The organism is Rugosimonospora africana, assembly GCF_016862975.1.
Taxonomy (GTDB): Bacteria; Actinomycetota; Actinomycetes; order Mycobacteriales; family Micromonosporaceae; genus Rugosimonospora; species Rugosimonospora africana.
The window spans coordinates 1-15133 of record NZ_BONZ01000005.1; the positions used below are offsets into that span (position 1 = coordinate 1).

A 15133-nucleotide genomic window follows, 5' to 3' on the forward strand; every position below is an offset into this window, starting at 1 on the left:
CCGCCACCGCCACCGCCACCGCCACCGCCACCGGCACCGGCACCGGCACCGGCACCGGCGACGGCGACAGCGACAGCGACGAGCCGGTCTCGGACGATTCGACCACCGAGATCCGCTCGGTCGACGACCTGCCGACCTCCGAAATCCCGCCGGTCGACGACCTGCCGACCTCCGAGATCCCGAGCGCGCGGTCCCCGCTGGCCGACGACGAACCGACCCGCACGATCCCGCCGATCGACGGCGTACCCGCCGGCGGCGAACCGTCGGCCGAGGTTCCCCGGGTCGACGACGTCCCGGCCGGTGAGCCGATCGCCGGGATCCCGCCCGTCGATGACGTGCCGCCGGCACCGTCGGCCGCGCCCGGCGGCGGAGCCGGCGGATACCCGCCGCCGGGTGGCTTCCCGCCCCCGGGTGGCTTCCCCCCGCCAGGTGGCTTCCCGCCTCCCGGCGGCTTCACCCCACCCCCGCCCCCGCCCGGCACCGCCGGATGGGCGGCGACCCGGTTCGGCCTCGTCCGTCCCCAGCAGGGCCGCATGGTGGCCGGCGTGTGCGCCGCCGTCGGCCGTGCCACCAACACCGACCCGGTGCTCTGGCGGGTGCTGTTCGCCGTACTGACCCTGGCCGGCGGCATCGGCCTGCTCGCGTACCTGGTGGGCTGGCTGCTCATCCCGGCCGAGGGGGACACCGCCTCACCGGTCGAGGCCCTGCTCGGCCGCGGCCGGTCAGGTACGTCGCCGATACTCGTGATCGTCGTGGGCGTGATCGCGGCGATCGCCCTCGGCTCGGTGATGTACAACGGCCTGCGTACGGCGGCCATCCTGGTGGCCCTGGCGATCGGCGCGTTCATCTTCATCAGCCGGGGCGGATCACGCCAGACCGGTGCCCCACCCCCCGGCGCATTTCCCACCGGGTACTCGGACCCGATGTCCGAGGTCCCGCCGTGGCGCAGGCCGGGTGGCCCGGCGTGGACCGGTCCGGTGCCCGAGGCACCGACCGCCACCACCGCGCCCGGCGGCCCGCAGGTACCACCGGCCCAGACCATGCCGATGAGCGCGCCGGCCGCCCCGCCGAGCGCCGGCTACCGGCCCCCGTTCGCGCCTCACGGGCCGTACGAGCCGCCGAGCCGGTACCCGTACCCCGGCCTGGGAGCGAACCCTGTTCCTCCGACGCCTCCGACGCCCCCTCCGCCCCCTCCGGCACCCCGCCGCCGGCGGCCACCCTCGCGGCTCGGCCGGGTCACGTTCTCCGTGGTGCTGCTCGTGCTCGGCGTGCTCGCGCTCGTGGACACCCGGAACGACGTCCCGTTCACCACGTACGCGGCGGCCGTCCTGGCCACCCTCGGCGTCGGTCTCCTGGTCGGCGCGTGGTTCGGTCGGGCCCGCTGGCTCATCCCGCTCGGGATGGTGGCGGCGCTCGCGCTCGCCGCCGGCGCCGCCGCCAACCGGCCGGACATCGCCCACTGGAACCGGAACAACGGCGACATCACCTGGGCACCGACTTCGCTCGCCATGGTCCACGACCAGTACGAGCAGAACTTCGGCGACGCCACGCTCGACCTGAGCGGAGTGGACTTCAACGGCGCGACGGAGACCGTGACCGTCCAGCTGAACGCCGGCGACCTGACCATCGTGCTGCCGCCGAGGGTGGACACCACGGTGCACGCCGCGGTCCACGTCGGCGACGCGCAGGTCTTCGGTGAGCACTGGGGCGGGCTCGGCTCGGCGCCGCACGAGGTCATCGATCACGATGCGGACGGCACGGGTGGCGGCACGCTGGTGCTCAACGTGCGCCTCAACGCCGGGAACCTGGAGGTACACCGATGAAGCCGCACCGCACCGACGTGATCTCCCTGATTTTCGGACTGATCTTCGTCCTGATAGCGAGCTGGTGGGCGCTCGGCCGTACGGTCCACGTCGGTCTCGGCACGCTGGCCTGGGCGACCGCGGTCGCGCTGATCCTGCTCGGCGGCCTGGGCCTGCTCGGAGCCCTGCGCGGCCGGGACCGCGCCCGGGACCAGGACCGGGACGAGTGGCCCGCCGGCTAACGCAGTCCCAGAGCCTGCTGCACGACCTCCGCGCCGCGGGCGGCGACCGACTCGCCGCCGGCGGCGCTGGTCGCTCGGAACGGTCGGGCGACCCCTCGCCGCCGCCGGTCAACGGCGATCTCTCTGCCGCCGGCAGCATCGGTCGGGGGTGCCGCCTATGCTGAGCGACATGTCCCAGCCACCCCGCCGCCCGATCCCACTGCTCGGTGAGATCCGGCTTGGGCCGAGAGCGGCCCGGGCACTGACCGCGGAGCTGGCCCGGCACGCCGGGCCCAAGAACTGCCTGCTGGTCGCGGCGACCGCCGACTCGGCCGTGCTGACCACCGCGCTGGAGGGGCTGCTGCCCAACGACACGCTGACTCTGGTGCCGCTGACCGGAGCCGCGGATGAGCTGCGGGCGCACGTCGCGTCGCTCGGTCCGTGGATCGCTGAGCGGGTACGGGTGGTCGACACGCTCACCGAAGCCGACCCGGCGGACGTCGCCATCCTGGCCGAGGTGCTCAGCGGCAGCGCCGAGTCGGCCCGGGGATACCTCGACGAGCTGGGTAAGCACCTCGCCGAGGGCGGGGTGCTGTCGGTGGCCGTCCTGGCCGGGTTCGACGATGCCGCCGAGGAACTGGGCCGGCAGGCCGACTTCACCGGCGTCGGCTCCGACCTGGTACTGCGCAACGTGCCGCCGGTACGGGTGCACCGGCTCCGGTTCACCCAGCCCCGGCTGGCGGTCACCGATCGCCTGGCCCCGGCATACCGACCGTCCAGCGTGCCGCTGACCCGGTCCATGCACATCGACTCCAACGGCGTGGCCGCTGCCGGCATCGCGCTCGGCCTGGCGGCCGCCCTGCGGGTCTCCCGGCCGAAGTCCCGGCTCTGGCTGCTCCCGGCGCTGGCCGCCGTCCCGGTCGCCGCGTTCTTCCGCGACCCGAACCGGGATCTGCCGGAGCACGCGTCCGCGGTGGTGGCGGCGAGCGACGGCCACGTCCTGTCGGTGGAGCGGCTGTCCGATCAGCGGTTCGGCTCACCCTCGGACTACCTGCGCATCGCGGTGTTCCTCTCGGTTCTCGACGTTCACGTGAACCGGTCTCCGGTTGCCGGGCGGGTGGTCGACTACTTCGTCGAGGACGGCGGGTTCGCACCGGCGATGAAGCCGGCGGCCGAGCACAACGTCGCCGCGTACACCGTCCTGGAGACCGCGCACGGCCGGGTAGTCGTAGCCCAGCGGACCGGACTGATCGCGCGCCGGATCGTGCAGCGCGCGCCGGTCGGTTCGCTGTTGGCGCGTGGCGAACGGTTCGGGCTGATCCGGTTCGGCTCGCGGACCGACGTCTACCTGCCAGCCGACGCCGCCGAACCGGCGGTGCAGAAGGGCGACAAGGTCTCCGGCGGCGCCACGGTGATCGCCCGCTGGCGCTGAGCGCGACTGGTCTGGGTCGCCGCGCCGCCCAGATGCGCGCGGCGCCAGACCACGGACAAGGAAATGCCAGCGGGCCGAGGCCCGCTGGCATTTCTGGTCAGCGTGCCGCGGCACCGCTTCGCTGGCGCAACCACAGCAGGGGGCCGCTGGCGAGATACAGCGCGACCAGTGCGGCGAAGGTGATCCGGTAGTCGATGAACGCGCCGATCGCCGGGGCCAGCCACAGCCACGGCGGAAGCTTCACGATCCGGGCCAGCTTCGCGTACGGGAAACCGGAGACCATCGCGAGCGCCAGCACCGCGATCGCGGCCACCGCCAACGTGCCCGAGGGGCGGAGTCCGATCAGCACGGCCAGGCCCAGAACGGCGGCCGCCATGGTCGTCGGTACGCCGCAGAAGAACCGGCCGTCCTTAGGCGAGACGTTGAACCGCGCCAGCCGGATCGCGGAACATGCGGCGACCAGTACGCACGCCCCGGCTATCAGCCCCGGGCGGGCGGTGTTGTGCACGGATGAGTAGACCACCACCGGGGCGGCGATACCGAACGAGCACATGTCCGCGAGCGAGTCCATCTGCGCCCCGAACGGGCTGCTCACCCCGAGCTTGCGGGCCAGCGCGCCGTCGAGCCCGTCGAACGTGACACAGCCGACCAGGCAGAGCGCGGCCCAGCGCGCGCCGGAGTGCATGCTCAGGAAGATCGCGGTCATGCCGAGCACCAGGCTGCCGATCGTGCAGGCGTTGACCGCCGCGAAGCGGACCCGCCGGGCCAGCGTGTGCTCGCCGGGCAGCAGCGGTACCGGACCGTGCGACCCGCTGTCGTGGAACCCCTCGGCGATCCTGGCGCCACCGACACTCTGCGCCGGCACGGCCGGCGGCAGGGTCGGCATGCCCGGAGGCAGGCTCGGCACGGCCGGCGGCAGGGTCGGTGCGGCCGGCGCGACGATGCGGGTCAGCGGATCGACGGTCGGTCCGGTCAGGTGCCCCGGAAGTGGCTCCAGGAGCGTGTCCGGAGCGGCGGGCAGGGTCACCACCCCGGCCGTCAGCGCGGTACCGGACGTGCCGAGGCTTCGCCTCCGGCGTCCCACCCGTACGGTCAGCACCTGACGGGCCAACGACCCGCTGCGGCGCAGCCGTCCGGCCCAACGGCGCCCCGCTGGACGCGGGCTGTCGATGGTGCGGCGCCGACCCCATGGGGTTCTCGGCACGGTCTCCTCCAGTTTGGAAATGAGTGCCCCGCTTTTGCGGCCTACACCATCGCACACAACGGCGTCGTTAGCGACGGCTAGTACTGGAGTTCTTACCTGACTTCGACCTTCATCGCGAGGCTCACCGCCATGATATTCCGGTTACACAAGGTGACTCCCGATCGATGAACGGGCAAATTGGTTGAGCCGGAGCCGGTGAAGTTCCGCACGACGGAACCAGGCCGCGTCGGCCGTCGAGCCGCCGGCCGCCTCCGTTACTCTGGGTGTCACCGGCTCGTCGACCTCCACCCGGTACAGGACGCGTACCGTCTGCCAGTCCATGGGATAGCCCTCCGGGCCCATCGCCGCCGGGTTCCGGAAGTCCGACACGTCCAGCAGCCGGATCACCCGTCCCTTCTGATCGGCCTCCTCAGCCAGTTCCCGGAGGAGACCGGCCGTGGCCTGCTCACCGAAGTCCGTGCCGCCGCCGGGCAGGTGCCAGGTGCCGGCGCCCGGATAGCCCGGCGCGATCCGGCACAGCAGGAGCCGGTCGGCCGGATCGGTCACCAGGCCGTACGCGGCGAACCGCTGCACGGTCCGCCGGGCCGGATCGATGTCGGGTTCAGCCTCGACCAGGATCTCACTCTCCGTTACCGGCAGGGCAAGCCCCTCGGCCACGTACGGCGCCAGTGGACGCTCTCCGAGGCGCTCCGGCCCGACCCACTCGGCGGGCGGAGCGGGGGCGGCGCCGCCGTTACGGAGAGTGCTGCCGGCCACCGTGACCGCATAGATCACCCTGTCCGTGTGGACCGCGACGCCCGCGGCAGCACGGCGTACCACGTCGGCCCGGACGTTACGCACCGTGAGCACCTTGACATCGAGCCCGGTCTGTTCGCGGTACGTCCGGACGACCGCGTCGGCCGGCCGCTCGCCGTGCTCGATCACGCCACCGGGCAGGTGCCAGCCGTCCGGTTCGTCACCGTCCGGCCCGGCGTCACCCGCCCCGGGTACCAGGAGGACCCGGCCACCGGGATCGTGTGCCACCCCGTGTACGGCGATCCGCCGCCGCTGCTTCATGATCGACAGGTTATCGAACTCCGACACTCATCCGCCGGCTCGTACCGCCGCCAGCGCCTCCGCGGTCACCTCGGTCAGCTCCAGGCCGGCCAGTTCCGTCCGGTCGAACCAGCGGGCCTCGGACGTCGAGCCGCCCACGTCGTGCACCGTGGGCACCCGGGCCTGGTCGACGACCACCCGGTAGAACGCGCGCACCCCGTGCCAGTCGATCGGGTAGCCCTCCGGCCCCAGCGACGCCGCGTCCCGGTGGCTGGCCACGCCCAGCAGCTCGACCAAGCGGCCGTTCTGGCCGGTCTCCTCGGCCAGCTCCCGGATCAGCGCGGTGCCCGGCTGCTCGCCGTAGTCCGTGCCACCGCCGGGCAGGTGCCAGCGCCCGGCGCCCGGGTACCCGTCGGCGATCCGAGTGAGCAGGATCCTGCCCCGGGTGTCGCTGGCGACCGCGTAGGCAGCGAAGCGCTGGGCTCGGTGCAGCCCGTCCGGGCCGGGGTAGGCGTAGAACGACGGGAAGTCCGGCGGCTCGTCGGGCCGGAGGTCCACCGATGCCGTCGGGAGGCCCAGGGCGGCCGCCGTGAACGGGCGCAGGGGCAGCGCGGCGGCATCGGCGAGGCTCACCCACCGGGCCAGGTCGGTGGGCTGGCCCACCCGGTCGATCAGGGCGCCACCGCGCACGGTGACCCGGTAGATCAACCGGTCGGTGTGGATCGTGACGCCCCGGCTGGGCAGGGAGCGCATGTCGGCGTGCACGTCGACCAGCTCAGCCACGGCGACCGAGAGTCCGGTCTCCGCGGCGGTCTCCCGGACCACTGTGTCGTTGGGGTTCTCGCCGTGGTCGACGGCCCCACCCGGGAGCGACCAGGCGCCCGGCGTACCGGAGCGGGGAGATGCACGGACCAAAAGGACATCGTCGGACGAGTTTCGACATATCGCGTAGGCGGCAATCCGCCTCAGCGGCTCTAGCGCGGGGGTCACAGGGGGTCATTGTGCCCGGTTTATGTGTCTCCCAATTGTTAACTGTCGGGTTCCTGACAGTCGCTCTCCGCATCGTGGGATGTTCTCAGGGTCACCCATCGGGGTCGGATCCGGGTACCGATCGGGGCGTCCACCGAGGCGCGCGGGGCACTGCGGGGCGCACCGTGGAGGCATGACACAGGTACCCACGTACAAGCAACTGTTCCGCTCCCGTACCGACCGGATGGTCGGCGGCGTGTGCGGCGGCGCGGCCCAGTACCTCGGAGTCGACCCGGTCGCCGTCCGGGTCGCGTACGCCCTCGTCGCCCTGATCACCGGCGGCCTCGCGCTGCTGGCGTACCCGATCATGTGGTTCCTCATGCCGGAGGAGCCGGCCGCCCAGCCGCGGACAGTGACCCCACCCGCGCCCAGCGACTACCCGGCCGCGCCGACCGACGCCGCGCCCGTGGCGTGACCCCCGCGGTTCACTCCCACTCGATGGTGCCCGGGGGTTTGCTGGTGACGTCCAGAACGACCCGGTTGACCTCCGGCACCTCGTTCGTGACCCGGGTGGAGATGCGGGCGATCACCGGGTACGGCAGCCTCGACCAGTCGGCGGTCATCGCGTCCTCGCTGGTGACCGGGCGCAGCACGATCGGGTGCCCGTAGGTGCGCCCATCGCCCTGGACCCCGACCGACCGGACGTCCGCCAGCAGCACCACCGGGAACTGCCAGACGTCGCGGTCCAGCCCGGCGGCGGTCAACTCTTCGCGGGCGATCCGGTCGGCGGCGCGCAGCACGTCCAGCCGCTCCCGGGTCACCTCTCCGATGATCCGGATGGCCAGGCCCGGCCCGGGGAACGGGTGCCGCCAGACCATCGCCTCCGGCAGCCCCAACTCGGCGCCGATCGCCCGTACCTCGTCCTTGAAGAGCGTGCGCAGCGGCTCCACCAGGGCGAACTTCAGGTCGTCCGGCAGGCCGCCGACGTTGTGGTGGGACTTGATGCTGGCGGTACCGGTACCCCCGCCCGACTCGACGACGTCGGGGTAGAGCGTGCCCTGCACCAGGAACTCCACGTCGCCCTCGAGCGCGATCTCCCGGGCCGCCTGTTCGAAGACCCGGATGAACTCACGACCGATGATCTTGCGCTTCTGCTCCGGATCGGCGACCCCGGACAGCGCGCCGAGGAACCGATCGGCCGCGTTCACGACCTTGAGCTTGATCCCGGTGGCCTGCACGTAGTCGGTCTCCACCTGCTCGGCCTCGCCGGCACGCAGCAGGCCGTGGTCGACGAACACGCAGGTCAGCTGGTCGCCGATCGCCCGGTGCACGAGCGCCGCGGCGACCGCCGAGTCCACGCCGCCGGACAGCGCGCAGAGCACCTGCTTGTCGCCGACCTGTTCGCGGATCGCGGCCACCTGGTCGGCGATGATGCTCGCGTTGGTCCAGTTCCGCTCGACGCCGGCGATGTCGTACAGGAAGTGTTCCAGCATCCGCTGGCCGTCGGGGGTGTGCGCGACCTCGGGGTGGAACTGCACCCCGGCGCGCCGGCCGGCGAGGTCCTCGAACGCCGCGACCGGGGCACCCGCGCTCTGTGCGGTGACCCCGAACCCGGGAGGCGCGGCGGTCACGCAGTCCCCGTGACTCATCCACACGTCCTGGGTCGGCGCGAGCCCGTCGAAGAGCCGGCCCGACTCCAGCACGGCCAGCTTGGTGCCGCCGAACTCGCGCTGCCCGGTGTGCTCAACCGTGCCGCCGAGGGCCTGGGCCATGGCCTGGAACCCGTAGCAGATGCCGAAGACCGGTACCCCGGCCTCGAACAGTGCGCGGTCGATCTGCGGGGCTCCGGGCTCGTACACGCTGGACGGGCCGCCGGACAGGATGATCGCGACCGGACGTTTCGCCAGCATGTCGGCGACCGGCATCGAGTGCGGGACGATCTCGGAGTAGACGCGCGCCTCACGGACCCGGCGGGCGATCAGCTGTGCGTACTGGGCGCCGAGGTCGACGACGAGAACCGGACGGGGCACGGACATACCCGAAGACTACCGGGGCCGGTACGGCGCCCGACCGGCCCGACCGGCCGCCCGGCACGGGTCTCCGGGGCAGCGTGATCCACATCACCCACTCGCCCGGGCGACAGCCGCTTCGCCGGCCCGGTGGTGGCGACCTCCCATCGGTGGTGAACTGGATTCCGTGGGAAAGATCCTGGTGGGCACCGCCTCGTGGACGGACAAGACGCTGCTCGCGTCCGGCTGGTACCCGCAGTCGGCGGACACGCCGCAGAAGCGCCTGGGCTACTACGCCCAGCAGTTCCCGCTGGTCGAGGTGGACTCCACCTACTACTCGCCGCCGGCCGAGCAGACCGTCGGGCTGTGGGCGTCCCGCACCCCGCCCGGCTTCCTGTTCAACGTCAAGGCGTTCAGCCTGCTCACCGGCCACCCGACCCAGCCCGGCAAGCTCTACAAGGATCTGCGCCCGGAGACCGACAAGAAGAACATCTATCCGAACGACCTGCCGCCCCAGGCGTACGAGGACGTGTGGACCCGGTTCCTGTCCGCGCTCGACCCCCTGGTCGACGCCGGCAAGCTCGGCATGCTGCTGTTCCAGTTCCCGCCGTGGTTCACCATCCGCCGCTCCAACAAGCAGTACCTGCTGGAGGTCGCGAAGCGGTGCAGCCCGTTGCGGGTGGGCATCGAGCTGCGCCACGAGAGCTGGTTCGACGGCGACAACCAGCAGGAGACGCTGGACTTCCTGCGCCAGCACAACCTCCCGTTCGTCGCGGTGGACATGCCGCAGGGACACAAGTCGTCGATCCCGCCGGTGCTGGAGGCCACCAGCGACCTGGCGGTGGTGCGCTTCCACGGCCACAGCGACAACTGGACCAGCCGCGACATCTACGAGAAGTTCGGGTACGAGTACTCGGACAAGGAACTGAAGTCGTGGGCGCCGAAGCTGGAGAAGCTGTCGGAGCAGGCCGGGCAGACCCACGTACTCATGAACAATTGCTACTCCGATTACGCGCAGCGCAACGCCGCGACGCTGGTCGACCTGCTCGGCGATTCGGAGGAGTCCTGAGCGGGTCAGTCCCGGTCGGCCGTCACGGGTAGGGCCGCCGGGGCGCCGTCCGGGACGGCCGGGTGCGCGGGCGGCACCGGCTCCAGGCGGCGGTACTGCTCGCCAACGGCTGGGCGTGGGTCGGCGTCGCCGCGGTTGGGCCACAGCGCCATCGCCCGCTCGGCCTGAGCCGTGATCGTCAGTGACGGGTTCACACCGAGGTTCGCGCACACCGCCGCGCCGTCGACCACGTGCAAGCCGGGGTGGCCGAAGACCCGGTGGTACGGGTCGACGACGCCATTCTCCGGCGAGGAGCCGATCACCGCACCGCCCAGGATGTGCGCGGTGACCGGCATGTTGAACACGTCCGGCCAGGATCCGCCGGCGACACCGCCGATCTCCTCGGCGATCAGCCGGACCGCCTTGTTACCGGCCGGGATCCAGCGGGGGTTGGGGGCACCGTGCCCCTGGACGCTGGTCATCCGGCGCCGGCCGTACCAGTTCCGTCCATAGTGGACGGTCAACGAATTGTCCAGCGACTGCATGACCAGGGCGATCACCGTACGCTCGGACCACTTGCGCGGGGAGAGCATCCGCAGGTTGGTACCCGGCCGGCGCAGGAACGTCGTCCACCAGCGCAGCGGGCGCCACGAATCGCCGTCCACGAGTACGGTCTGCAGCAGCCCCATCGCGCCGGAACCCCGCCCGTAGCGCACGGGTTCCACGTGGGTGTGCTCATCGGGGTGGAACGAGCTGGTGATCGCCACACCCTCGGTGAAGTCGGTACCGAGATCCAGCGCCTTGGCGCCGAGGATGGACTCCGAGTTTGTGCGGGTCAACGCACCCAGCCGGTCAGAGATCCCGGGCAGCGCGCCGGTGGCCTTCATCCGGTGCAGCAACCGCTGGGTGCCCAGCGCGCCGGCCGCGAACACCACCTGCTCGGCACTGATCGTCGCGCGCCGCCGCCCACCCGTGCGCCGGGTGGTGATCCGGTAGCCGTCGGCCGCCGGGCGCACGTCGGTGACCGTGGTCAGCGGAAGGATCTCGGCGCCCAACTGTTCGGCGAGGTACAGGTAGTTCTTCACCAGGGTGTTCTTTGCGTTGTGCCGGCAGCCGGTCATGCACGCGCCGCAGTTCAGACAGGCATCCCGGTTGGGGCCCGCACCACCGAAGTAGGGGTCCACCCCGGACTGTCCAAAGTAGACGCCGACCGGAGTCGGGTGGTAGGTCTCGCCCACGCCCATCCGCTCCGCCACCCGCCGCATCACCTGGTCGGCCGGGGTGTCCCGCTGGTAGGTGTTCACGCCGAGCATGCGCTCCGCCTGGTCATACCAGGGCGCCAGCTCATCGGACCAGTCGGTGATCCCGCTCCACTGCGGGTCGGCGTAGAACGGGGCCAGCGGCCGGTACAGGGTGTTCGCGTAGACCAGGGAACCGCCGCCGACGCCGGCACCGGACAGCACCAGGACGTTGCGCAGCAGGCTGATCCGCTGGATGCCGAAGCAGCGCAGCGCGGGCGCCCACAGGAAGCGCTTGGTGTCCCAGGAGGTCTCCGGGAACTCGTCGTCGGCGAAGCGCCGGCCGGCTTCGATGACGGCGACCCGGTAGCCCTTCTCCGCCAGGCGCAGCGCGGCGACGCTGCCACCGAACCCCGACCCGATCACCACGACGTCGTAGTCGGCCATCAGGCAATCCCGTTTCCCCGCCGCTTGACCGCGGCGGACCTCTCCTCGTTACCTGCCGGTAACGTAAGCCCCCGTCCGGTACGGCGTCAACGCCCGGCCGGGGGCCACGAAGAGATCAGCGGTCGAGGACCAGGCCGACCTTCTGGAACTCCTTGAGGTCGCGGTACCCGCACTTGGCCATCGCACGGCGCAGGCCACCGAACAGGTTGAGTCCGCCGTCCGGATCGTCGGACGGGCCGAACAGCAGGCGCTCCATGGGGCCCTGCGGGGTCCCGGCCGAGCCGAACGCGCCGCGCGGCAGGCTCGGGTGGCTCGCCGCCGAGTGCCACCAGGCACCGCCGGCCGGCGCCTCCGCGCACACCGACAGCGGCTCGCCCAGCATCACCGCGTCCGCGCCGCAACCCAACGCCTTCGCGATGTCCCCGGACGTCTGGAGGTCGCCGTCCGCGATCAGGTGCACGTACCGGCCACCGGTCTCGTCCAGGTAGTCGCGCCGCGCCGCCGCCGCGTCCGCGATCGCGGTCGCCATCGGTACCCGGATGCCCAACACCATGTCGGTCGTGGACCACTCGTCCGCGCCCACCCCGACGATGACCCCGGCCGCTCCGGTGCGCATCAGGTGCAGCGCGGTCTGGTAGTTGGTGCAGCCGCCGACGATGACCGGCAGGTCCAGGTCGGCGATGAACTCCTTGAGGTTCAGCGGTTCGTCCACCACGGACACGTGCTCGGCGGAGACCAGGGTGCCCTGGATGACCAGGATGTCCACCCCGGCGTCCAGGATCACCGGCGCCAGCGCCAGCGTGTGCTGCGGAGACACCCGTACCGCGACGGTCACGCCCTCGTCCCGGATCGCGCGGACCCGGTCGGCGATCAGGTCCGGGCGGATCGGCTCGGCGTAGACCTCCTGAAGGCGCCGGGTCGCGGGCGCCTCGTCATCCAGCGCCGACAGCTCCTTGAGGATCTTGGTCGGATCCTCGTACCGCGTCCACAGCCCCTCCACGTTGAGCACGCCGAGGCCGCCGAGCTGCCCGAGGGTCGCCGCGGTCGCCGGGCTCATGGTGGCGTCCGACGGGTGCGCCACGCAGGGGATTTTGAATTGGTACGCGTCGAGCTGCCATGACGTGGACACGTCGTCCACGTCACGGGTACGGCGGCTGGGCACCACCGCGATGTCATCCAGGTGGTACCCGCGCTGAGCGGTCTTGCCCAGCCCGATCTCAACAACGTCACGCACGACGACAGCTCCGGAGGGAATGAGGGGGCGTTCAGCGGGAGTGGTAGTTGGGGGCCTCGACGGTCATCTGGATGTCGTGCGGGTGGCTCTCCTTGAGCCCAGCAGCGGTGATCCGGATGAGCTGGCCGCGCTCGTGCATCTGTTCGATGCTGTTCGCGCCGGTGTAGAACATCGCCTGGCGGAGACCGCCGACGAGCTGGTGAGCGACGGCGCCGAGCGGGCCACGATACGGTACCTGCCCCTCGATGCCCTCCGGGATCAACTTGTCGTCGGAGATCACGTCGTCCTGGAAGTACCGATCCTTGGAGTACGACTTCGCCCCGCCCCGGGCCTGCATGGCGCCCAGCGAGCCCATCCCCCGGTACGACTTGAACTGCTTGCCGTTGATGAAGATCAGCTCGCCCGGGCTCTCCTCGCAACCGGCCAGCAGGCTGCCCAGCATCACGGTGTCGGCCCCGGCGACGATCGCCTTGGCGATGTCACCCGAATACTGCATGCCGCCGTCGCCGATCACCGGTACGCCCAGCGGGCGGCAGGCCCGGGCAGCTTCCATGATCGCGGTAACCTGCGGCACCCCGACCCCGGCGACGACCCGGGTGGTGCAGATGGATCCCGGCCCGACACCGACCTTGACCGCGTCGGCGCCCGCCTCGGCGATGGCCTTCGCTCCGGCGTACGTCGCGACGTTGCCGCCGACGATGTCGACCTGGGTCTCCCGCTTCAGGCGGGCGATCATCTCCAGCAGCGCCCGGCTGTGGCCGTGCGCGACATCCACGACGATCACGTCCACCCCGGCGTCGACGAGCGCCCGGGCCCGCTTGTAGGCGTCCTCGCCCACACCGATCGCGGCAGCCACCCGCAGCCGGCCGGCCTCGTCCTTGGTGGCGTCGGGGAACTGCTCGCTCTTCGCGAAGTCCTTGACCGTGATCAGGCCGCGCAGCCGGCCAGCGTCGTCGACCAGCGGAAGCTTCTCGATCTTGTGCTGCCGCAGGAGCGCGAGCGCCTCCTCTTTGCTGACCCCGACTGGCGCGGTCACCAGCGGCATCTTGGTCATCACGTCACGGACCAGCGCCTGCTTGTCGGTGACGAAGCGCATGTCGCGGTTGGTGACGATGCCCACGAGCGCGCCGTCGGGTCCGGTGACCGGGACGCCGGAGATGCGGAACCGGCCGCACAGCGCGTCGACGTCGCGCACGGTGTCGTCGGGCGAGCAGGTGATCGGGTTGGTGATCATCCCGGCTTCGGACCGCTTCACCAGGTCGACCTGTTGCGCCTGATCCTCGGTGGACAGATTGCGGTGCAGCACGCCGATGCCCCCGTGCCGGGCCATGGCGATCGCCATCCGGGCCTCGGTGACCGTGTCCATCGCGCTGGAGACCAGCGGCATTGCCACCTCGACGTTGCGGGTCAGCCGGGTCCGGGTGAGAGTCTCCCCCGGCCGCACGTCGGACTCGACCGGCAGAAGCAGGACGTCATCGAACGTCAGTCCCAGCGGTATCACGTTCACAGTGGCGTCGTCGGCGGGTTGAAGATTCACTTTGGGTATCCCCTCGGCTGCGTCCCAACATCGTACCCACCAGCACGTTGGCACCAGCCACGACGGCTGGCCGCCAGGCCCACCTGGTTTGTGGGCGGGCCGGTCAAGCGGCTCCGGACGGCAAGGCCGCCGGGCCCGCCTCGTTTGTGGGCGGGCCGGTCAAGCGGCTCCGAGCGGCAAGGCCGCCAGGCCCGCCTCGTTTGTGGGCGGGCCGGTCAAGCGGCTCCAGGCGGCAAGGCCGCCAGGCCCGCCTCGTTTGTGGGCGGGCCGGTCAAGCGGCTCCAGGCGGCAAGGCCGCCACTGCGGGGTTGCGGGCCGGCGGCACGCCCCGTTCGGGGATAACGTGGAGGCGTGCACGACGAGCCGATCGATCCCTTCGCCGGCGACCCCGCCGACCCCTCGAACGAGCTTGCCGACCTCGACGAGGGCGAGACCGAGGAGAGCGGTGACGCGCTGACCGCGACCGAGCGGGAGGACGTCCTGGAAGATCTCGCGGATCTGGAGATCTACCAGGCGTTACTGACCCCGGTCGGGGTGCGCGGCCTGGTGATCGAGTGCGAGGACTGCCACGAACCGCACTACTTCGACTGGGACCTGCTCCGCGGCAACCTGCGTCACCTGCTCGACTCCGGCCGCCCGAGGGTGCACGAGCCGGCCTACGATCCGGATCCCGATCACTACGTGACCTGGGAGTACGCCCGGGGTTACGCCGACGGCGTACACGACACGCTGACCGAGAGCGACGAGTAGCGCTCACCAGGGTTGATCAAGCCGGACGCTCGGACTCAGCGGCGCTGCCCGGGTTGGCGGCGACGGGGCCTGTGCGGGCCGCGGGGCGACGAGCGGGCCGCAGCCAGCCGTTCGCAGGGCGCAGCCGGGTCGTGACTTCCGCCAGGCGCAGCCGGGTCGTGACTTCCGCCAGGCGCAGCCGGGTCGTGACTTCCGCCAGGCGCAGCC

14 protein-coding genes are annotated in these 15133 nt (G+C 71.5%); 6 read left to right on the forward strand and 8 right to left on the reverse strand.

Features of this window, described 5'->3' with window-relative positions; genetic code table 11:
• The 3 genes from Raf01_RS01605 to Raf01_RS01615 all read left to right on the forward strand — a co-directional run.
• On the forward strand, positions 1-1823 hold a 1823-nt coding region (locus tag Raf01_RS01605; protein WP_239133293.1), incomplete at its 5' end, for a PspC domain-containing protein.
• Entirely contained in the window at positions 1820-2044 is a 225-nt protein-coding gene (locus tag Raf01_RS01610; RefSeq protein WP_203915878.1) for a hypothetical protein, read from the forward strand. The genes Raf01_RS01605 and Raf01_RS01610, both read left to right, overlap by 4 nt.
• Positions 2045-2213: 169 nt before the next feature.
• The gene (locus tag Raf01_RS01615) at positions 2214-3455 is read left to right on the forward strand and encodes a phosphatidylserine decarboxylase (RefSeq protein ID WP_203915879.1); all 1242 of its coding nucleotides are present in this window, start codon (positions 2214-2216) and stop codon (positions 3453-3455) included.
• 97 nt (positions 3456-3552) lie between these two features.
• Here Raf01_RS01615 and Raf01_RS01620 read toward each other — a convergent pair whose 3' ends face one another.
• The 3 genes from Raf01_RS01620 to Raf01_RS01630 form a co-directional block, all read right to left on the reverse strand.
• Complete coding sequence (locus Raf01_RS01620; protein ID WP_239133294.1) at positions 3553-4584, reverse strand: CDP-alcohol phosphatidyltransferase family protein; 1032 nt, start codon at positions 4582-4584, stop codon at positions 3553-3555.
• Positions 4585-4800: 216 nt separating this feature from the next.
• Positions 4801-5715: an NUDIX hydrolase gene (locus tag Raf01_RS01625; protein ID WP_203915880.1), complete on the reverse strand. Its 915-nt coding sequence runs from the start codon at positions 5713-5715 to the stop codon at positions 4801-4803.
• Positions 5716-5742: 27 nt separating this feature from the next.
• On the reverse strand, positions 5743-6684 hold the full coding sequence (locus Raf01_RS01630; protein WP_203915881.1) for an NUDIX domain-containing protein: 942 nt from the start codon (positions 6682-6684) through the stop codon (positions 5743-5745).
• Positions 6685-6856: 172 nt separating this feature from the next.
• On the opposite strand from Raf01_RS01630, the gene Raf01_RS01635 reads away from it, so the two are divergent.
• On the forward strand, positions 6857-7138 hold the full coding sequence (locus Raf01_RS01635; protein WP_203915882.1) for a PspC domain-containing protein: 282 nt from the start codon (positions 6857-6859) through the stop codon (positions 7136-7138).
• Positions 7139-7148: 10 nt separating this feature from the next.
• Here Raf01_RS01635 and guaA read toward each other — a convergent pair whose 3' ends face one another.
• Positions 7149-8699 (reverse strand): glutamine-hydrolyzing GMP synthase, encoded by a 1551-nt coding sequence (guaA, locus tag Raf01_RS01640; RefSeq protein WP_203915883.1) that lies wholly within the window; start codon positions 8697-8699, stop codon positions 7149-7151.
• Between the two features lie 160 nt (positions 8700-8859).
• Between guaA and Raf01_RS01645 the strand changes: the two genes are divergently transcribed.
• Entirely contained in the window at positions 8860-9741 is an 882-nt protein-coding gene (locus Raf01_RS01645) for a DUF72 domain-containing protein (RefSeq protein WP_203915884.1), read from the forward strand.
• Between the two features lie 5 nt (positions 9742-9746).
• On the opposite strand, the gene Raf01_RS01650 is transcribed toward Raf01_RS01645, so the two are convergent.
• The 3 genes from Raf01_RS01650 to guaB form a co-directional block, all read right to left on the reverse strand.
• On the reverse strand, positions 9747-11405 hold the full coding sequence (locus tag Raf01_RS01650; protein ID WP_203915885.1) for an FAD-dependent oxidoreductase: 1659 nt from the start codon (positions 11403-11405) through the stop codon (positions 9747-9749).
• Positions 11406-11520: 115 nt separating this feature from the next.
• Complete coding sequence (locus Raf01_RS01655) at positions 11521-12639, reverse strand: GuaB3 family IMP dehydrogenase-related protein (protein WP_203915886.1); 1119 nt, start codon at positions 12637-12639, stop codon at positions 11521-11523.
• Between the two features lie 31 nt (positions 12640-12670).
• Complete coding sequence (gene guaB / locus Raf01_RS01660) at positions 12671-14176, reverse strand: IMP dehydrogenase (protein WP_373319432.1); 1506 nt, start codon at positions 14174-14176, stop codon at positions 12671-12673.
• 351 nt (positions 14177-14527) lie between these two features.
• Between guaB and Raf01_RS01665 the strand changes: the two genes are divergently transcribed.
• Positions 14528-14926, forward strand: a complete 399-nt coding sequence (locus Raf01_RS01665; RefSeq protein WP_203915887.1) for a DUF5319 domain-containing protein — start codon at positions 14528-14530, stop codon at positions 14924-14926.
• Between the two features lie 16 nt (positions 14927-14942).
• Here the strand turns inward: Raf01_RS01665 and Raf01_RS01670 are convergent.
• Positions 14943-15133 (reverse strand): hypothetical protein (locus tag Raf01_RS01670; protein ID WP_203915888.1); only part of this gene is annotated, 191 nt, incomplete at its 5' end.